This is a genomic window from Mesorhizobium sophorae, from assembly GCF_002270415.1.
Taxonomy (GTDB): Bacteria; Pseudomonadota; Alphaproteobacteria; order Rhizobiales; family Rhizobiaceae; genus Mesorhizobium; species Mesorhizobium sophorae.
In genome coordinates, this window is sequence record NZ_NNRI01000007.1 from 703590 (window position 1) to 722443 (window position 18854).

Consider the following 18854-nt stretch of genomic DNA (forward strand, 5'->3'; position numbering starts at 1 on the left):
CCTCTTTTTTGAGCGCCGCGCGACGCAAAGGTTGTGAGACGTTGGCGCGAAACACCCCCCTCTGTCCTGCCGGACATCTCCCCCGCAAGGAGGGAGATCAGCAGTTCCACGGCTATCGCCTTTCCTCGACGCTGGCGATTGGCGAAAACCGGCGTGACATCCAATCTCCTCCCTTTGCGGGGGAGATGTCCGGCAGGACAGTGAGGGGGGTGCTGTCCCGCGATATCTAATTCTTCTGCATGCCTACCACGGCACGACATCAATCTCCGGCCAGCAGGCCTTCGCACGCACCCCCTTGGCCTCATGCGTCCTCTGGTTGTCCATCACCCGGTTCGGCGTGATGCGAAACGAGAAGATGTCGTCGAGGTCAAACGGCGCCACGAGGTCGAGCTGCCCCGCCGGGTCGAAGCGGACGCCGACCGCGTGGGTCTTCGAGGCGAAGTGGCGGACCGAGTCGCTGGAACTCGTGTAGCGCGGGCACGGCTGTCCGAACTTCAGGGGATACCAGAGATGGACGCGGGCCTGGTTGCGCACCTCGACCGGCAGCGGCAGCCCGGCGAAGACCGGAGCGGCAGCGGCGATCACGCCATCCTCAGCCTCATAGGAGAGGTCGCTCTCATCGAAATAGAACAGGTCGACATCCCTGATGCCATAACCCGATGGCTTGCCGGTCAGCTCGTTCCAGACAGTGTTGTAGAGCGCGCCGGAGACCAGCAGCCAGTCGGGCAAGGCAAGACGCCGCGCCCGAGCCAAAGCGTCACTCAGCAACGCATCTCTCGACACGATGTCGAGAAACGCCGCACGTTGTGCTTCGAACGGGAGCCCTGAATAGCGCAAATGGTCCATCGCCCTTTGGAGGGCGATTCGCCTCTTGCCCGCAATCCCTCAAGTCCTGAGCACACCACCCGTCTGCTTGCCGACATTCTCGATGATGCGCTTGGCCAGGGCTTCGAAGTCCTCGTCGGTCAGCGTCTTTTCGACCGGCTGGATCGACACCTCGATGGCGATCGACTTCTTGGCCGCGCCGAGTGACGCACCTTCGAAAATATCGAAGACCGAGACAGCGGTGATCAGCTTCTTGTCGGCGGCGAGTGCCGCGCGCACCAGCGTGCCGGCCTCGACCGTCCTGTCAACGACGAAAGCGAAATCGCGCTTGACCGCCTGGAAGGCGGACAGTTCGAGCTTCGGCTTGGTCTTGGTTGGCTTGGCCTTCGGCTCGGGCACGGCGTCGACAAAGACTTCGAAGCCGCAGAGCGGCCCGGAGACATCGAGCCCTTCCAGCGTCTTGGGATGGAATTCGCCGAAGGTGCCGAGCACGGTTTTCGGCCCGAGCTTGATCGTGCCGGAACGGCCGGGGTGATACCAGGCCGGACCGCCGGCCTCGACCTGCAATCGCTCGACCGGCGCACCGCAGGCTTCAAGCGCAGCGATCGCATCGGCCTTGGCGTCGAACACGCCCACGGCGCCTGAATTGCCGGCCCAGTTGCGGCCGGAGCCGTCGAGCCTGGCGGTGCCGCGCCGGACGCCGGCGGCAACGCGCCGCTGCTGGTCGGCGCCGTCGCCCTCATAGGTGCCCGACACTTCGAACAAAGCGACGTCGCCGATGCCCCTGTCGGCATTGCGCTGGGCAGCGGCGATCAGCCCCGGCAGCAGCGACGGCCGCATGTCGGACATGTCGGCGGCGATCGGGTTGGCGAGCTTCAGCGCGGTCTGGCCACCGCCGAACAGCTCGGCGTGCCTGGCCGGAATGAACGACCAGGTGATGGCCTCCATCATGCCGCGCACGGCAAGCGCGCGCTTGGCCGTGCGGGTGCGGACCTGCAGCGTGGTGAGGATCCTGGCATTGACAGCGTCATGCGCGCCAAGCGGCTGCGGCGCGATGTTGTCGACACCGTGGACGCGCATCACTTCCTCGACCAAGTCGGCCTTGCCGTTGACATCGGGGCGCCAGGAAGGCACGGCGACGTTGACAACATCGCCCGGGCCCTCCGGTTCGAAGCCGAGGCGCGACAGGATGTCCAGGCTTTCCGCCCTTGGCACCTCGATGCCGGTCAACCGCTTCACTTCCGACAGCGGGAAGGAGACGATCCTCGGCTGGTAGCCGGCATAGCCGGACACTTCGATCTCCGTCGGCGTGCCGCCGCAGAAATCGAGCACCAGCCTGGTCGCCAGTTCGACGCCGGGCACCATGAATTCAGGGTCGACGCCGCGCTCGAAGCGGTAGCGCGCGTCGGTGATGATGCCGAGCGTGCGGCCGGTGCGGGCAGTGGTGATCGGATCCCAAAGGGCCGATTCGATCAGCACGTCTGACGTGTTTTCGTCGCAGCCCGAATGCTCGCCGCCCATGATGCCGGCGATCGACTCGACGCCGTCCTCGTCAGCGATAACGCACATCTCCGGCGTCAGCGTGTATTCGCGGCCGTCGAGTGCCTGCACCTTTTCGCCATCGCGCGCCCGCCGCACAGTCAGATTGCCGGCGACCTTCCTGGCGTCGAACACATGCAGCGGCCGGCCGCGATCGAAGGTGACATAGTTGGTGATGTCGACCAGCGCACTGATCGGACGCAGCCCAATGGCGATCAACCGCTGCTGCAGCCATTTCGGCGATGGGCCGTTCTTGACGCCACGCACCAGCCGCAGCGCGAAACCAGGGCAGAGCTCTGGTGCTTCGATCGTGACCTTGACCGGCGTCTCGCCCTTGCCCGGGATCGCGTCGATCGCAGCGCTCTTCAACGTGCCAAGCCCGCTCGCCGCCAGGTCCCTGGCGATGCCGTAGACGCTGGTGGCGTCCGGCCGGTTGGGCGTCAGGTTGATCTCGATGACCGGATCGTCGAGATGCGCATAGGCAGCAAAGCTGGCGCCGACAGGCGCATCTTCAGGCAGATCGATGATGCCGTTGTGCTCGTCGGAAAGCTCCAACTCGCGCTCCGAACACATCATGCCATGGCTTTCGACGCCCCTGATCTTACCGACCGTCAGCGTCACGTCGATGCCGGGCACATAGGCGCCGGGCGCGGCAAAGGCGCCGATCAGGCCCGCGCGGGCGTTCGGCGCGCCGCAGACGACTTGCACCGGTGGCTTGCCGTCGCCTGTGTCGACAGTGAGCACGCGCAGCCGGTCGGCATCGGGATGCTGCACCGCCGTCAGCACCTTGGCGATGACGAACGGTTTCAGGCTCGACTTGTCGTCGACATGCTCGACTTCGAGGCCGATCGAGGTCAGCCGCTCGACGATCTCGTCGAGCGTGGCGTCGGTCTCGAGGTGGTCCTTGAGCCAGGAGAGGGTGAATTTCATGGGACTGTTCCGTCTGGTCTTTTGACGCTTGTTTTCAGATGTCTCGGCAGATCGTCTGACATATGCAGGAAGGGAAGCTGCTCGCTGACATAGGCATGCAGCGTCGGCGGGAATTCGGCCGGCATGTCCATGGCGCCGAGCGTGAAATAGATGACGTCCTCCAGTCGCTCGTCGACATAGGCGATCGGCGAGCCGCAGACGCCACAGAACGAGCGCGTCACCGGCCCGTTCTCATACATCTTCAGCGCCTTGCCGGTGAACGCCACCTGACCAACCAGGAAGCCGACAAAGGCCGATACCGGCGCGCCGCTCGCCCGCCGGCAATCGCCGCAATGGCAATAGCTGACGTGGTGCGGTTCGGCCGAGGCCTCGAACCGCACGGCGCCGCAGCGGCAGCCGCCGGCGTGGGCGGCTGTCATGCGCTCAAGCCTCCGAACAGCGTCGGCATGTCGAGCGGCCTGAACCCGTAATGCGACAGCCAGCGCACGTCGGCATCGAAGAAGGCGCGCAGGTCCGGCATGCCGTATTTCAGCATGGCGATGCGGTCGATGCCCATGCCCCAGGCAAAGCCCTGGTATTCGTCCGGGTCGAGCCCGCCATGGCGCAGCACATTGGGATGCACCATGCCGCAGCCGAGGATCTCCATCCAGTCGGAGCCTTCGCCGAAGCGCACTTCGCCGGGCCGCGAACGGTCGCACTGGATGTCGACCTCGAGGCTCGGTTCGGTGAACGGGAAGAAGGACGGCCGGAACCGCATCTTGACCGAGGGCACTTCGAAGAAGGCCTTGCAGAACTCCTCCAGCACCCACTTCATGTTGGCGACATTAGCCGTCTTGTCGATCACCAGCCCCTCGACCTGATGGAACATCGGCGAGTGGGTGGCGTCCGAATCCTGCCGGTAGGTCTTGCCCGGAATGACGATGCGGATCGGCGGCTTCTTCGTCTCCATGGTGCGGATCTGCACCGGCGAGGTGTGGGTGCGCAAAAGCTTGCGCTCGCCCTTCTCGTCCGGCTGGAAGAAGAACGTGTCGTGCATCTCGCGCGCCGGATGACCTTCCGGGAAATTCAGCGCAGTGAAATTGTAATAGTCGGTCTCGATGTCCGGGCCCTCGGCGATCGAGAAGCCGAGGTCGCCGAAGATCGCCGCGATCTCGTCGATGACCTGGCTGATCGGATGGATGCGGCCGCGCTCGGCCGGCGACTGCCGCACGGGCAGCGTCACGTCGACCTTTTCGGCGGCCAGGCGGGCGGTGATCGCCACATCTTTCAGCTCGGCCCGACGCAGCGAGAGCGCATCAGTGACGCGGTTCTTGAGGCCGTTGATAACAGGGCCCTTGAGCTGGCGCTCCTCGGCGCTCATCGCGCCAAGCGTCTTCAGCATCTCGGAAACCGAGCCCTTCTTGCCCAGCGCCGAAACGCGCACCGCCTCGATCGAGGCCTCGTCGGCGGCCGATGCGATATCAGCCATCAGGGAATTTTCGAGAGTTTCCATGTCACTCATGTTCCAGACCCGATAAAAGGCATAAGAAAAACCCGCGCCAGCCGTGCCAGCGCGGGTTCCCCAAATCAGAATTTCGAATGCTTGGGAAGCGCTGGCTTAGGCGACAGCGCTTTCAAAAGCGTTCGGCGTGGTGTTCTTCAGATATTCGAGCGCAACCTTGGCCTTGGCCACGAGTGCAGCGAAAGCCTGCGGCTCATGGATGGCCATGTCCGACAAGATCTTGCGATCGATCTCGATGCCGGCCTTGTTGAGGCCGTCGATGAAGCGGCCATAGGTCAGGCCGTGCTCGTGGGTCGCGGCGTTGATGCGTTGGATCCACAGGGCGCGGAACGAGCGCTTGCGGTTCTTGCGGTCGCGGTAAGCGTACTGCAGCGACTTTTCCACCGCCTGCTTGGCGATGCGGATGGTGTTCTTGCGGCGGCCGTAGAAGCCTTTGGCGGCTTTCAGGACCTTCTTGTGCTTGGCGTGCGAGGTGACGCCTCTCTTTACGCGTGCCATGCCATGATCTCCTTAAAAGCAATTCCAGGAAAAGTGTCTAGCGGTTTTCCGTTCGGAATTGCGTAAAACAAATGCGTGTCCGGACCGAATGCCTTAGAGGCCGTTCGGCAGAAAATTCTTGATGACCTTCTTGCCATCCGGTTCAGCCAGAACCATCGTGCCGCGGGCATTTCGAATGAACTTGTTGGAACGCTTGATCATGCCGTGACGCTTGCCGGCCGCAGCCGACAGGACTTTACCCGTACCTGTGATCTTGAACCGCTTTTTGGCGGCGGACTTGGTCTTCATCTTGGGCATTTTGCTACTCCGTTTCTATGAGGTCGCTGTCCGTGCCTCTGGCACGCAGCACCTCTTGTTTTGTTCGCTTCAGGCCGACCAAAGCCCGAAAAGCAAATGAAACCGCCACGGCATGCCCTGCCGGGCGGTTTTTTGGAACGCGGTCCTATACGTCAAAGCAGGCGGCTGTGCAACACCCACTGCGCCGCTCGTTCGCGGAATGCTCGGCCCTCGATCAGGGAAGTGTAAACCAGACCGGCAGCATGCCCGACTGCTGGGCGCCGTCGATCAGTTCGAAGGCCGGCAGCGCCATCAGGAACACCAGGCCATCGAGCAGCGTGGTCAACAGCAGGCGCGGCTTGAAGCTGCCCGTGTCACCCTCCTGGTAAAGGGAAAGGTTCGGAAAGAAGCGCGGCACCCTCGCCAGATAGGCCTGATAGGGCGCACCAAGCGCTTCCTTGAGGAATTTCTCCTCGCGCAGGATGACGATATGGAAGGCACCCGCGCACAGGACAGCAAAGAGAATGATGCCGGAGAACGAACCGATCTGCGCGCCGACGCCGGCCGCGGCCACGGTCGAGAACACATAGAGCGGATTGCGGGTCATCGAATAGGGTCCGCCCGTCACAACTTCGGAAGATTTGCGCCCGCCTATGTAGAGCGTCGACCAAAGGCGGCCGACGATGCCGAGAAAAATCAGCAGCACGCCGAACATCTCGATCGTCTCATGCATCGCGGTATCGGGCGGGAAGGTCGATTGGCCAAACAGCAGCGCGGCGAACAACACGACCACGAGCACGGCAAGCACTATTCTGCGCGTGCGCTGGTAGTTACCCAGCCCGTATTTGAGTTCTTTGTCCAAGGGAGGATTCCGATCGTCGAGGAGCCTAATGCATGTCGCCCAAAAGTGGCCCCGGTTTTGGGAGGACGACATACATGAAAACAGAGCCGGCGATCGCAGCTGTGGCCAGGAAGCAGGCGTCCCGCCGATCGCCGGGACGCCCTGTACTACAATTCAGGCGGATTTAGAGCGCGGTGACCAAGCCTGACGTCATCGTGATCTCGATGTGTTGACGTTCAGGTGATGCCGGCCTGCAAACGGCGCCTGACCACAATCTCACTGCACCCCTAGCGCGGCGCCAGCACCATCATCATCTGGCGGCCTTCGAGCTTCGGTTCCGCTTCGACCTTGGCAATGGTCGCCACTTCCTCGCGAACCTTGTTCAAAAGCTGCATGCCGAGTTCCATATGCGCCATCTCGCGGCCACGGAAACGCAAAGTCAGCTTGACCTTGTCGCCCTCCTCGAAGAAGCGGCGAACCGCCTTCATCTTGGTCTCGTAGTCATGGCTGTCGATGTTGGGGCGCATCTTGATCTCCTTGATCTCGATGACCTTCTGGTTCTTGCGCGCCTCGGCCGCCTTCTTCTGGTTGGCGTATTTCAACTTGCCGAGATCGAGGATTTTTACGACGGGGGGCACCGCATTGGGCGATATTTCGACGAGATCGAGCCCAGCCTCTTCGGCGAGCAGCAATGCGTCGTTGATTGAAACATCGCCGCGGTTCTGGCCTTCGGCGTCGATAAGCTGGACCCGGGGAACCCGGATGTCACGGTTGGAGCGCGGGCCATCCTTGGTCGGCGCCGCTGCTTTGAAAGGTCTGCGAATGGTCGTGGTCTCCTTGGCCGTTTCGTTCAGGGTTTGCGGATATTGATGCGTGGACGCGCCAATGTGGTAAGCGCGCGGGCGAAGTCAATAGCACAGCATTGACAGGAAATCACCCTGATCACTGCCCTGCACCAAACAAAGAACCATCGCGAGCACTTTTCGCCACGCCACTGGCTGTGCCACAAGACGCCGTGCGCCAAAAGACAGGCGTGAGGAAGAAACCATGACCGACACGCCTCCTGTCTTTCTGGATGTCGACGGATCGAGCATCGCGGTGCGCCATACGACAGGTGCCGCGCCCGGCATCGTCTGGCTCGGCGGCTACAAGTCCGACATGCTGGGCACGAAGGCGCAGACGCTGTCGGACTGGACGGCAAGAGAAGGCCGCGCCTTCCTGCGCCACGACTATTCCGGTCATGGCGAATCCGGTGGCGCCTTTGCGGACGGCACCATTTCGAAATGGCTTTCGCAGAGCCTCGCCGTGTTCCGGCATTTCACCCAGAGCAAGCAGATCCTGGTCGGCTCCTCGATGGGCGCCTGGATTGCGCTGCGCATGGTGCAGGAATTGCGCAAGGCGGGCGACGGCAATGTCGCTGGTCTGGTGCTGCTGGCGCCGGCGCCCGATTTTACCGCTGAGCGGGTCGAGCCGGCGCTGACCAAGGCGCAGAAACGCGCGCTCGCCGAGAAGGGCTTCTTCGAGGAGCCGTCGAACTATTCCGCCGAGCCTTACATCTACACAAGCGCGCTGATCGAGGATGGACGCAACAACCTGGTGATGACAGGCCCGATCGACACGCATTGCCCGGTGCACATATTGCAGGGGCTGGCCGATGCGGACGTGCCGGCAAGCCACGCGCTGAAGCTGGTCAGCCGGCTGCCGGCCGACGACGTGACCCTGTCGCTGATCCCCGAGGGCGACCACCGCCTGTCGCGTCCCCAGGATCTCGACATGTTGGTGCGGGCAGTCGACGCCATGGCGCAGAGGGGAAACTGATGCGCCTTTCCATTCCGATATCCGCTTTTGTCGCGGCAATCGTCGGCTTCGGCGGCACGCTGGCCATCGTCATCGCCGCCGCCAAGGCGGTCGGCGCGACACAGATCGAGACCGCGAGCTGGGTGACGGCGATCTGCCTGGCGATGGCAATCGAATGCCTGTGGCTGTCCTGGCGCACGAAGATGCCGGTCATCACCGCCTGGTCGACACCGGGCCTGGCGTTGATCGCCGCGTCGAGCAGCTTCTCGATGGGCGAAGCGGTCGGCGCCTTCATCGTCACCGGCATCCTCTTGATCGCCACCGGCCTGTTCGGACCGCTGACACGGCTGATCGCCAGGATCCCGCCGTCAGTGGCATCGGGCATGCTGGCCGGCATCCTCGTCAGCTTCGCCATCAACGCGATTAAGGCTATCCCCGCCGATCCCTGGCTGATCCTGCCGCTGATCGCGGCCTTCTTCGTCATTCGCCTGTTCAATCCGGCGGTGTCGGTGCTGGTGGTGCTGATCGGCGGCGGCCTCGCCGCTTTCTTGACCGGCCGCGTCGGCGGCTTGCCGACACCGGAACTGTCGACGCTGACGCTGATCGCGCCGCACTTCAGCATCGCCGCAACCATCGGCCTGGCGCTGCCGCTGTACCTCGTCACCATGGCTTCCCAAAACCTGTCCGGCCTCGCCGTGCTGCGCGCCGCCGGCTATCACCCGGAGCCCGGCCCGCTGATCGGCGTCACCGGCCTGTTTTCGCTGCTGTCGGCGCCGTTTGGCGGCTCGACCACCAATCTGGCGGCGATCTCGGCGGCGATCTGCACCGGGCCGGACGTCCACCCCGACCCCGCCGAACGCTGGAAGACCGGCCCGTTCTATGCGCTCGCCTATCTTGTCTTCGCCATCTTCGGTGCCTCGCTGGTAGCGATCTTCGCCGTCCTGCCGCAGAGCCTGATCGTGCTGGTGGCGGGTCTCGCGCTGATGGCGCCGCTTGCCAACGCCCTGTCGATCGCGCTCAAGGACGAAGATCACCGTATGGCCGCCACCGTCACCTTTGCCGTCACCGCTTCGGATTTGACGCTGTTCGGCGTCGGTGCGGCATTCTGGGGCCTGGTCGCCGGGATGGTCGTGCTTTTCCTCGAAGAACTCAAAAAGCGGCAATCATTTCAGCCGCTTGTCCGGATTTGGCGGACATTGTCCTGAATCGCCGCTTTTCCCTTCCGATTCCACGCAGCCGGAACTGGCTGTCCCTGGACGCCGGCGACCGCACCAAGGATCAGGACGAGTTCGACCGCTTCGTGGCCCACCGCAACATGCTGCGGCGGGCGGGATAGTCGTCAGAGGTCAGCTGCCGCGCCCTGAGGGCATTCAGCCGTTGCGAAACGTATAAGCATAGCCGTTGATGGCTGGAGCGCCGCCAAGGTGGGCGTAAAGCACCTTCGACCCTTCGGGGAAATAGCCCTTCCTAACGAGGTCGATCATGCCCTGCATGGATTTTCCCTCGTAGACAGGATCGGTGATCATGCCTTCAAGGCGCGCGCAGAGACGGATCGCTTCCTTCGTCTCCTGCGAGGGCACGCCGTAGACCGGGTAGGCATAATCCTCGATGAGGATCACATCGTCTTCACTGAGTTCCTTGCCGAGTTCGACCAGAGTCGCCGTGGTCCGCACGATGTCCAGCACTTGCGCCTTGGTCTGCGCTGGGGTGCAGGATGCGTCGATGCCGATTACCTTGCGCTCGCGACCGTCCTTGGCGAAGCCGACCACCATGCCGGCATGGGTCGAGCCGGTGACGGTACAGACGACGATGTAGTCGAAGGCAAGGCCGAGTTCCTTCTCCTGCGCGCGCACCTCTTCGGCGAAGCCAACATAGCCCAGGCCGCCATATTTATGCACCGAAGCCCCGGCCGGAATCGGATAAGGTGTGCCGCCTTTGGCTTTCACATCGGCGATCGCCTGTTCCCAGCTTTCCCTGATTCCGATGTCGAAGCCCTCATCGACCATCTGGACATCGGCGCCCATGATCCGGCTCAAAAGGATGTTGCCGACGCGATCATAGACGGCGTCCTCGTGGGGCACCCAGCTTTCTTGCACGAGGCGGCATTTCATGCCGATTTTCGCCGCCACGGCTGCCACCATGCGCGTATGGTTGGATTGTACGCCGCCGATCGAAACCAGCGTGTCAGCGTTTGAGGCGATCGCGTCCGGGATGATGTATTCGAGCTTGCGCAGCTTGTTGCCGCCGAAGGCGAGGCCCGAATTGCAATCTTCCCGCTTGGCGTAGAGATCGACCTTGCCGCCGAGATGAGCGCTGAGCCTATCCAGTTTCTCGATATGGGTCGGTCCAAATGTGAGCGGATAGCGTTCGAACTTCTCCAACATGAGAGATCCTCCTCTGATTGTGATTTTGATGCTGGAAACACTACCAGTTTTGGCTTGAAAGGTGCTCTCAAAGATCGAGTGGAAAATACCTGAAATCTAACTTTCTGGCGCCAACATGCTATATTACTTCGATAAACTGCCTCAATAACGGAAGAATCTTCCATGAAGGCATCGCTCGACCGGATCGACCTCAAAATGTTGCGCCTGCTCCAGGACAATGGGCGGCTGACCAATGCGGAGCTGGCGCAGTCGGTTGCTGTCAGCCCGGCGACGTGCCACCGGCGCACGCAACGCTTGTTCGATGAAGGCTACATCAGCCATGTCAGGGCAGTGGTGACACCGCAGAAGGTCGACAGAGGCGCGCTGGTGATGGTTGGTGTCGTCCTCGACCGCTCGACCCCGGAAAGTTTCGCGGAATTCGAGAAGGCAGTCGCGAAACTGAAGTTCATTCTTGATTGCCATCTGGTGGCAGGCGACTTCGACTATTTTCTGAAGATCAGGGTCGGCGACATGGCGGACTTCAACCGGATCCACGGGGATCAGTTGATCGCATTGCCCGGCGTTCGCCAGACGAGGACGTTCTTCGTCATGAAGGAAGTCGTCGACAACGCGCCACTGGATTTTTGAAAGGAATGGGTTCCCCGCCGATGCATCAGACCATAGCACCGCCGGCGGCATTGCCACTGTTCCTCATGCCTGGTCGTGCTTTTCTTCGAAACGTTCGAAAAGCGATAATCATTTCATGAGCTTGTCCGGTTTTGGCCGATATTGTCTTGAATCGCCGTTTTCTCCTTCCCATTTCGATTCCACGCAGCCGGATTTTGGCTGTCTCCAACCGAAGGAATGGGAGAAAATGAACACATCTGCATTGATCCGTCCGGCCTGGACGCCGGCAACCATCGCGTTGATGGTGATCGGTTTCATGGTGTTCTGGCCACTCGGCTTCGCCATGCTTGCCTACATCATCTGGGGCGACCGCCTCGATGGTTTCAAGCGTGACGTCAACCGCGCCACCGACGGCATCTTCGCCGGCTGCCGCCGCGGTTCCGACAAGGCGGCGCGCTGGGGCCACGGCTCCGCCCGCACCGGCAACGTCGCTTTCGACGACTGGCGCGAAAAGGAACTGGAGCGCCTCGCCGAGGAACGCCGCAAGCTCGACGAGATGCTGACCGAATTCGACGACTACGCCCGCGAATTGCGTCGTGCCAAGGACCAGGACGAGTTCGACCGCTTCATGGCCAACCGCAACAAGTCGACGGCGCCGACGAAGACCGACCCGAGCACCGGGACGACCACCACCAAGCGTGGCAAGGGCTCGAACCTGCTTGACGACTGAGGCCCGGCGACAGGCCAAGGTATGATGACGGCGTCGCGCGAGCGGCGCCGTTTCTTTTTTGTTCTATTCGTTCTTCTCGAATCGCGTATCGTCCCGCCATGACCCTCGGATTCTTCCGCAATCTGACAAAGCCCAAGGCCACGCCCGTCGTGGAGCGCGAATATTGCGTCGCCGGCCGTACCTTGCCGCTCAAGATCGTCGAGAACGACCGCGCAAGGCGGCTGACGCTGCGCATCGATTCGGGCGGTAAGGGCCTGCGGATCACGGTGCCGCCAGGCCTGCGCCGCGGCGAGGTGGAAAAGTTCCTCGACCGTCACCAGGACTGGCTGGAGCAGCGGCTGGCCAAGGTGCCGGCCCGGCCGCAGGTGCGGCCGGGCATCAAGATCCCCGTACGCGGCGTGCCGCACCGCATCGTCCATGAACCTTCGAAGCGCGGCACGGTGACCATATCGAGCGACGAGCGCGGTCCGCTGCTGATCGTGCATGGCGACCGCGTGCACCTGCCGCGCCGCATCGCCGATTTCCTCAAGCGCGAGGCCAAGCGCGAGATCGAGAAGCTGGTGGGCAAACACACGCTGGCGTTGGGCAAGCGCGCCAAGGCGATCCGCTTCAAGGACACGTCGAGCCGTTGGGGCTCCTGCACCTCCGACGGCAATCTGTCGTTTTCCTGGCGCATCATGATGGCGCCGTCGCCTGTCATAAACTACCTCGTCGCGCATGAAGTGGCGCATCTCAAGGAGATGAACCACGGCCCGAAATTCTGGAAACTGTGCGAACAGCTTTGCCCCGACACCGAACGCTGCAAGGCCTGGCTGAAGCGCAATGGCGGCGCGCTGCAAGCGATTGCGTTTGAGTAGGGCATGGCCGTTAAAATCGACTATCGGGTGGCTGACGCAGGCTGGGCCGACTGCGATGTAGCTATCGACGGCAGCGCGGCCAGCGTTGAAGCATCCTATTTGGGCGATGCCTTGCTCGAGTTGATCGAGGCTACACGCGCTATCGTCGACGGTGCGAACTATTCAGTTGCTCACTTCTACGACGAGCCGGGAGAATGCCGTTTTGTCCTTGAGCCACAAGGCGACACGATCAGGGTTCGCATACTGGAATTTGGGGAAACCTGGTCAGAAGAGCCGGATGAAGCAGGCTTTGTAAGACTTGAGGCGGTATGTCCATTGCAGGAGTTCGCTGAGGCGGTTTTGGCAGCAGCGAGTCAGGTTCTCAATACCCATGGGCTGGAAGGGTACAAGGAAAAATGGGTTCGCCACGACTTTCCATCAGAAGCCGTGTATGGGTTGCGCCGCGCACTGCAAGGAGGGACCCTTCACTGACATCTGACCTCGGCATTGCGCTCAATCGTCATTCGCCGCGTTGAGCTCCTCCGGTCGCAGTCCCTCATCGCCATGATGCGGCCACGGCAGGAAGTTGCTGTCGAACTTATCGCCGCCGAAATAATCCAACGCGCGATGAGCTTCCGCGCCGTTGAAGGCCGCCTTGTCCATCAGATGGGCGATGACCTCGCGCGCCTGCGCGATCTTCTGCCTGAGTTCGGCAACGGTTCTGTCAGCCATGGTCTTGCTCCCGCCTTGTGTCCCTGTCCTTCAATAGGTAGCGCCTTTGGCCTTGCCGGCAAACAGCATGCTTTTTCTCGACTCTTGGCGCTTTTCATGCCAATCCCCGCGCCATGGCGCTCGACATCAAGATTTGCGGCTTGAAGACCGACGTGGCAATGGCCGCGGCGCTGGCCGGCGGCGCCAGCCACGTCGGGTTTATCTTCTTCGCCAAAAGCCCGCGCTATGTCGAGCCGGCCGAGGCTGGCCGCTTGCGCGAGGCGGCGCGCGGCAAGGCAAAAGCGGTGGCCGTCTCCGTGGATGCCAGCGACGCCTTCCTGGATGAGATCGTGGCAGCGATGCAGCCCGACATGCTGCAGCTGCACGGCTCGGAAACGCCGCAGCGTGTGGCCGAGGTGAAAGCCCGCTACGGCTTGCCGGTGATGAAGGCGCTGTCGGTCAGCGAGGTTGCCGACCTCGAGCGGATAAAGCCGTTTATCGGCGTCGCCGACCACTTCCTGTTCGACGCCAAGCCGCCAAAGGGCTCGGAACTGCCGGGCGGCAACGGCGTGGCCTACGACTGGCGCATCCTCACCGGCCTTGACGCCGGCGTCGATTACATGCTTTCCGGTGGACTCAACGCCGCCAATGTCGGCGATGCTCTTCGGCTTGCCAACCCGCCCGGGATAGACATTTCCTCAGGCGTGGAAAGCGCGCCGGGCGTCAAGGATCCGGCGCTGATCGAACAGTTTTTCCGGGCCGTCAGGGCAGCGCGCGACAACCGCGCCGCCTGACCGGCTCAAACCAGAGCATGTCCCGGAAAAGTGGGAACCGGTTTTCCGGCAAGGACATGCCCCCACATCGAGACCAGGAGATCGGCGATGGACAAGCCGGCGACGCCCAATTCCTTCCGTACCGGACCCGACGAACAGGGTATGTTCGGCATTTTTGGCGGTCGTTTCGTTGCCGAAACGCTGATGCCGCTGATCCTCGACCTCGAGCGGCACTGGAACGAGGTCAAGAACGATCCGGACTTCAAGGCCGAACTCACCGACCTTTCGACCCACTATGCCGGGCGGCCGTCGAAGCTCTATTTCGCGGAAGGGCTGACCAGGCATCTCGGTGGTGCAAAAGTCTATTTCAAGCGCGAGGACCTGAACCATACCGGTTCGCACAAGATCAACAACTGCCTCGGCCAGATCCTGCTGGCCAAGCGCATGGGCAAGAAGCGCATCATCGCCGAGACGGGCGCCGGTCAGCATGGCGTGGCGTCAGCCACGGTCGCGGCCCGCTTCGGCTTTCCCTGCGTCGTCTATATGGGCGCGACAGACGTCGCCCGCCAAAGCCCGAACGTCTTCCGCATGAAGTTGCTCGGCGCCGAAGTGCGGCCGGTGACCGCCGGCCACGGCACGCTGAAGGACGCCATGAACGAGGCGTTGCGTGACTGGGTGACCAATGTCGAGGACACCTATTACCTGATCGGCACCGCCGCCGGGCCGCATCCCTATCCGGAGCTGGTGCGCGACTTCCAGTCGGTGATCGGCACCGAAGCGCGCGCCCAGATCCTCGAGCAGGAAGGCCGGCTGCCGGACACCATCATTGCCTGTGTCGGCGGCGGCTCGAACGCCATCGGCCTGTTCCATCCCTTCCTCGACGACAAGGATGTTCGCATCATCGGCATCGAGGCCGGCGGCCGTGGTCTCGACGGCATCGAACACTGCGCCTCGATGAGCGCCGGCGCGCCTGGCGTGCTGCACGGCAACCGCACCTATCTCCTGCAGAATTCCGACGGCCAGATCATGGACGGCCATTCGATCTCTGCCGGTCTCGATTATCCCGGCGTCGGGCCGGAGCATTCCTGGCTGCGCGATTCCGGCCGCGTCGAATATGTGCCGATCCTCGACGACGAGGCGCTGGAGGCCTTCAAGCTGACGACGCGCGTCGAAGGCATCATCCCGGCGCTGGAATCGGCGCACGCCATTGCGCACGCGGTGAAGATCGTGCCGGCCATGGACAAGGACCAGATCGTCATCGTCAACCTGTCCGGCCGTGGCGACAAGGACGTGCACACGGTAGCCAGCATGCTGGGCATGGAGATCTGATCATGACCACCCGCATTGACCGCCGCATGGCCAAGCTGAAGACCGAAGGCCGCCCGGCCCTCGTCACCTATTTCATGGGCGGCGACCCCGACTATGAGACGTCGCTGTCGATCATGAAGGCACTGCCTGGAGCAGGCGCCGACGTCATCGAGCTCGGCATGCCGTTCTCCGATCCGATGGCCGACGGCCCGGCGATCCAGGCAGCGGGCCTGAGGGCGCTGAAAGGCGGCCAGACGCTGGTCAAGACGCTGAAGATGGCCTCGGAATTCCGTGCCGGCGACAATGAAACGCCGATCGTGCTGATGGGTTATTACAATCCGATCTACATCTATGGCGTCGACCGTTTTCTCAAGGACGCGATCGCCAGCGGCATCGATGGGCTGATCGTCGTCGACCTGCCGCCGGAAATGGACGAGGAATTGTGCATTCCGGCGCTCAAGGCCGGCATCAACTTCATTCGGCTGGCAACGCCGACCACCGACGACAAGCGCCTGCCCAAGGTGCTGCAGAACACGTCGGGCTTTGTCTACTATGTGTCGATGACCGGCATCACCGGTTCGGCGCTGGCCGACACCGGCAAGGTGGCGGCGGCGGTGCAACGTATCAAGGGTCACACCGATCTGCCGGTCTGCGTCGGCTTCGGCGTCAAGACCGCCGAGCAGGCCCGCGTGATCGGTGCCAATGCCGATGGCGTCGTCGTCGGCACCGCGATCGTCAATGCGGTGGCCAATGTGCTGGGACCGAAGGGCGAAAAGACCGCCGACCCGGCCGAAGCCGTCGCCACGCTGGTCAGCGGCCTTGCGCAAGGCGTGCGTTCGGCCCGCCTTGCTGCCGCCGAATAGTTCTCCTACCTCTCTTCCCAAATCTTCGTCAGGACAGGAGCCGAAGCGATGAACTGGATCACCAATTACGTTCGCCCGAAGATCAATTCGATGCTCGGCCGGCGCACCGACATGCCCGAGAATCTCTGGATCAAGGATCCGGAGACCGGCGAGATGGTGTTCCACAAGGATCTGGAATCCAACCAGTTCGTCATTCCGTCCTCCGGCCACCATATGAAGATCTCGGCCAAGGAACGGCTGAAGTTCTTCTTCGACAACGGCAAGTACGAGACCCTGGACAACCCTAAGGTCATGCAGGATCCGCTGAAGTTCCGCGACGAGAAGCGCTATGTCGACCGGCTGAAGGACGCCAAGGCCAAGACCGGCTTGGAAGACGCCATCATCAACGCGCTGGGGACCGTCGAAGGCCTGCCGGTGGTGGTGACCGTGCAGGACTTCGCCTTCATGGGCGGCTCGCTCGGCATGGCCGCGGGTGACGCCATCGTGCACGGTTTCGAAGTCGCCTTGCAGCGCAAGCGGCCGCTGATCCTGTTCGCCGCCTCTGGCGGCGCCCGCATGCAGGAAGGCATCCTGTCGCTGATGCAGTTGCCGCGCACCACGGTTGGTGTCGACCGCCTGAAGGAAGCCGGCCTGCCCTACATCGTCGTCTTGACCAATCCGACCACGGGCGGGGTAACTGCCTCCTACGCCATGCTGGGCGACGTGCACATCGCCGAGCCGGGCGCGCTGATCGGCTTTGCCGGGCCGCGTGTCATCGAACAGACCATCCGGGAAAAGCTGCCCGACGGGTTCCAGCGCTCCGAATACCTGATGGAACACGGCATGGTCGACATGGTGGTGTCGCGCCTGGAGATGCGCCAGACCATCGCACGGCTGCTGAAGATGCTGCTCAAGCTGCCGGAGGAGCAAAAGCCGCTCGAGCCGGAAATCCTGCCGCCGGCGACAATTCCGGCCGAGGCACGGCCACAGGCCTGACGCGACACTCTTCGCCGCGAACCGCGATTGCGCCGTGTCCGTGGCGCGCTGTAGCTTTTTGATTGCCATGGCCATTGTGAAACCGATTCTGGTTCCCGGGCCATGGGCCAGGATTGTGCCATGAAAACGCTTGCCGCCGACCGCGAAATCGAAGCCCTGATGGCGCTTCACCCGAAAGGCTTCGACCTTTCGCTCGACCGCATTTCACGGTTACTGAAGCGGCTCGACGACCCGCAGGACCGGGTGCCGCCGGTGATCCATATCGCCGGCACCAACGGCAAAGGCTCGTGCGCCGCGTTTTCACGCGCACTGCTCGAGGCGGCGGACTATCGTGTCCATGTCCACACCTCGCCGCATCTGGTGAACTGGCACGAGCGTTACCGGCTGGCCGCCGATGGCGGCGGCAGGCTGGTCGACGACCGGGTGTTCGCCGATGCCATCGCCCGTGTCGCCAGGGCCAATGAAGGCGAGCATATCACCGTCTTCGAGATCCTCACCGCCGTCACCTTCCTGCTGTTTTCCGAACACCAGGCCGATGCCGCCATCATCGAGGTCGGGCTCGGCGGCCGTTTCGATGCCACCAATGTCATCAAGGAGCCGGCCGTATCGGTGATCATGCCGGTGTCGCTCGACCACGAGGCCTATCTCGGCGACCGTGTCGAACTGATCGCAGCCGAAAAGGCCGGCATCATCAAACGCGGCTGCCCGGTGGTCATCGGCGCACAGGAAAGCGAGACGGCACTGCAGGTGCTGATCGAGACCGCCGAGCGGCTTGAATGTCCGACCTTCGTCTACGGCCAAGATTTCCTCGCCTTCGAGGAGAACGGCCGCATGGTCTACCAGGACGAGGACGGCTTGATGGACCTGCCGCCACCAAGGCTGCCCGGGCGCCACCAGTTCGCCAATGCGGCGGCGGCGATCGCGGCGGTCAAAGCGGCCGGCTTCGAGATCAGCCATCGCGCCGCCGAGAAGGCGATGACCAACGTCGCCTGGCCCGGCCGGATGCAGAAGCTGGCGCAGGGCCGGCTGGCCGAACTGGCGCCGAAGGGCGCCGACATCTGGCTCGACGGCGGCCACAATCCGGGCGCCGGCGTGGTGGTTGCCGAAGCGCTGGCCGAGCAGGAAGAAAAGAACCCGCGACCACTCTTCCTCATCTCGGGCATGATCAACACCAAGGACCAGAGCGGCTATTTCCGCGCCTTCAAGGGCCTCGCCCGGCATGTCTACACGGTGCCGGTGAGCCTCAGCGACGCCGGCGTGCCGAACGACGAACTGGCGATCCGCGCGACGGAAGCCGGGCTGACGGCCGAACCGGTGAGTTCCGTCGCCAGCGCGCTGATGTTGCTGCGCGACACCTGGGACGGCCCGGCGCCGCGCATCCTGATCGGCGGTTCGCTCTATCTGGCCGGTGCGGTGCTCGCCGAAAACGGCACGCCCCCGACCTGAGGTCGGTTTCGGCGA

21 protein-coding genes are annotated in these 18854 nt (G+C 62.8%); 11 read left to right on the forward strand and 10 right to left on the reverse strand.

Translation table 11 applies throughout. From position 1 onward, the window contains the following. Window positions 1-243 precede the first annotated feature (243 nt). The 8 genes from CGZ66_RS07740 to infC all read right to left on the reverse strand — a co-directional run bounded on the left by CGZ66_RS07740 (window position 244) and on the right by infC (window position 7234). Complete coding sequence (locus CGZ66_RS07740) at window positions 244-846, reverse strand: nucleotidyltransferase family protein (RefSeq protein ID WP_095083145.1); 603 nt, start codon at window positions 844-846, stop codon at window positions 244-246. Between the two features lie 39 nt (window positions 847-885). Next, a complete protein-coding gene (pheT, locus tag CGZ66_RS07745; RefSeq protein WP_095083147.1) occupies window positions 886-3294 on the reverse strand; it encodes a phenylalanine--tRNA ligase subunit beta in 2409 nt (802 codons plus the stop codon). Next, window positions 3291-3713, reverse strand: coding sequence for a GFA family protein (locus CGZ66_RS07750; protein WP_095083149.1), 423 nt, complete (start codon window positions 3711-3713; stop codon window positions 3291-3293). The genes pheT and CGZ66_RS07750 overlap by 4 nt, the downstream gene beginning before the upstream one ends. Next, window positions 3710-4795, reverse strand: a complete 1086-nt coding sequence (pheS, locus tag CGZ66_RS07755; RefSeq protein ID WP_095083151.1) for a phenylalanine--tRNA ligase subunit alpha — start codon at window positions 4793-4795, stop codon at window positions 3710-3712. The genes CGZ66_RS07750 and pheS overlap by 4 nt, the downstream gene beginning before the upstream one ends. Before the next feature lie 96 nt (window positions 4796-4891). Next, complete coding sequence (rplT, locus tag CGZ66_RS07760) at window positions 4892-5293, reverse strand: 50S ribosomal protein L20 (RefSeq protein WP_006201247.1); 402 nt, start codon at window positions 5291-5293, stop codon at window positions 4892-4894. Between the two features lie 93 nt (window positions 5294-5386). Beyond that, a complete protein-coding gene (rpmI, locus tag CGZ66_RS07765; protein WP_006201248.1) occupies window positions 5387-5590 on the reverse strand; it encodes a 50S ribosomal protein L35 in 204 nt (67 codons plus the stop codon). 214 nt (window positions 5591-5804) lie between these two features. Beyond that, window positions 5805-6431 (reverse strand): methyltransferase family protein, encoded by a 627-nt coding sequence (locus CGZ66_RS07770; RefSeq protein ID WP_095083153.1) that lies wholly within the window; start codon window positions 6429-6431, stop codon window positions 5805-5807. A 266-nt stretch (window positions 6432-6697) separates the two neighbouring features. Then, a complete protein-coding gene (gene infC / locus CGZ66_RS07775) occupies window positions 6698-7234 on the reverse strand; it encodes a translation initiation factor IF-3 (RefSeq protein ID WP_010912915.1) in 537 nt (178 codons plus the stop codon). A gap of 223 nt (window positions 7235-7457) precedes the next feature. On the opposite strand from infC, the gene CGZ66_RS07780 reads away from it, so the two are divergent. Both CGZ66_RS07780 and CGZ66_RS07785 read left to right on the forward strand, forming a co-directional pair. Next, the gene (locus CGZ66_RS07780; RefSeq protein ID WP_095083155.1) at window positions 7458-8228 is read left to right on the forward strand and encodes an alpha/beta hydrolase; all 771 of its coding nucleotides are present in this window, start codon (window positions 7458-7460) and stop codon (window positions 8226-8228) included. Continuing rightward, window positions 8228-9412 (forward strand): benzoate/H(+) symporter BenE family transporter, encoded by a 1185-nt coding sequence (locus CGZ66_RS07785; RefSeq protein WP_095083157.1) that lies wholly within the window; start codon window positions 8228-8230, stop codon window positions 9410-9412. The genes CGZ66_RS07780 and CGZ66_RS07785 overlap by 1 nt, the downstream gene beginning before the upstream one ends. Before the next feature lie 165 nt (window positions 9413-9577). Here CGZ66_RS07785 and CGZ66_RS07790 read toward each other — a convergent pair whose 3' ends face one another. Beyond that, complete coding sequence (locus CGZ66_RS07790) at window positions 9578-10591, reverse strand: 1-aminocyclopropane-1-carboxylate deaminase (RefSeq protein WP_095083159.1); 1014 nt, start codon at window positions 10589-10591, stop codon at window positions 9578-9580. 162 nt (window positions 10592-10753) lie between these two features. Between CGZ66_RS07790 and CGZ66_RS07795 the strand changes: the two genes are divergently transcribed. The 4 genes from CGZ66_RS07795 (at window position 10754) to CGZ66_RS07810 (ending at window position 13255) form a co-directional block, all read left to right on the forward strand. Then, a complete protein-coding gene (locus tag CGZ66_RS07795; protein WP_095083161.1) occupies window positions 10754-11218 on the forward strand; it encodes an Lrp/AsnC family transcriptional regulator in 465 nt (154 codons plus the stop codon). Window positions 11219-11444: 226 nt separating this feature from the next. Continuing rightward, window positions 11445-11927 (forward strand): DUF2852 domain-containing protein, encoded by a 483-nt coding sequence (locus CGZ66_RS07800; RefSeq protein ID WP_095083163.1) that lies wholly within the window; start codon window positions 11445-11447, stop codon window positions 11925-11927. 98 nt (window positions 11928-12025) lie between these two features. After that, window positions 12026-12784 carry a M48 family metallopeptidase gene (locus tag CGZ66_RS07805; RefSeq protein WP_095083165.1) on the forward strand — a complete coding sequence of 253 codons (759 nt, stop codon included), beginning with the start codon at window positions 12026-12028 and terminating at the stop codon, window positions 12782-12784. A gap of 3 nt (window positions 12785-12787) precedes the next feature. Continuing rightward, complete coding sequence (locus tag CGZ66_RS07810; protein WP_095083167.1) at window positions 12788-13255, forward strand: hypothetical protein; 468 nt, start codon at window positions 12788-12790, stop codon at window positions 13253-13255. Between the two features lie 21 nt (window positions 13256-13276). Here CGZ66_RS07810 and CGZ66_RS07815 read toward each other — a convergent pair whose 3' ends face one another. Beyond that, complete coding sequence (locus CGZ66_RS07815; protein WP_095083169.1) at window positions 13277-13495, reverse strand: hypothetical protein; 219 nt, start codon at window positions 13493-13495, stop codon at window positions 13277-13279. A gap of 113 nt (window positions 13496-13608) precedes the next feature. On the opposite strand from CGZ66_RS07815, the gene CGZ66_RS07820 reads away from it, so the two are divergent. The 5 genes from CGZ66_RS07820 (at window position 13609) to CGZ66_RS07840 (ending at window position 18839) form a co-directional block, all read left to right on the forward strand. Then, window positions 13609-14268, forward strand: coding sequence for a phosphoribosylanthranilate isomerase (locus CGZ66_RS07820; protein WP_095083171.1), 660 nt, complete (start codon window positions 13609-13611; stop codon window positions 14266-14268). Between the two features lie 87 nt (window positions 14269-14355). Further along, window positions 14356-15576: a tryptophan synthase subunit beta gene (trpB, locus tag CGZ66_RS07825; RefSeq protein ID WP_095083173.1), complete on the forward strand. Its 1221-nt coding sequence runs from the start codon at window positions 14356-14358 to the stop codon at window positions 15574-15576. Between the two features lie 2 nt (window positions 15577-15578). Beyond that, a complete protein-coding gene (gene trpA / locus CGZ66_RS07830) occupies window positions 15579-16418 on the forward strand; it encodes a tryptophan synthase subunit alpha (RefSeq protein ID WP_095083175.1) in 840 nt (279 codons plus the stop codon). Window positions 16419-16466: 48 nt separating this feature from the next. Continuing rightward, entirely contained in the window at window positions 16467-17393 is a 927-nt protein-coding gene (gene accD, locus CGZ66_RS07835) for an acetyl-CoA carboxylase, carboxyltransferase subunit beta (protein ID WP_095083177.1), read from the forward strand. Window positions 17394-17513: 120 nt separating this feature from the next. Next, the gene (locus tag CGZ66_RS07840) at window positions 17514-18839 is read left to right on the forward strand and encodes a bifunctional folylpolyglutamate synthase/dihydrofolate synthase (protein WP_095084317.1); all 1326 of its coding nucleotides are present in this window, start codon (window positions 17514-17516) and stop codon (window positions 18837-18839) included. The last annotated feature ends 15 nt before the right edge of the window (window positions 18840-18854 follow it).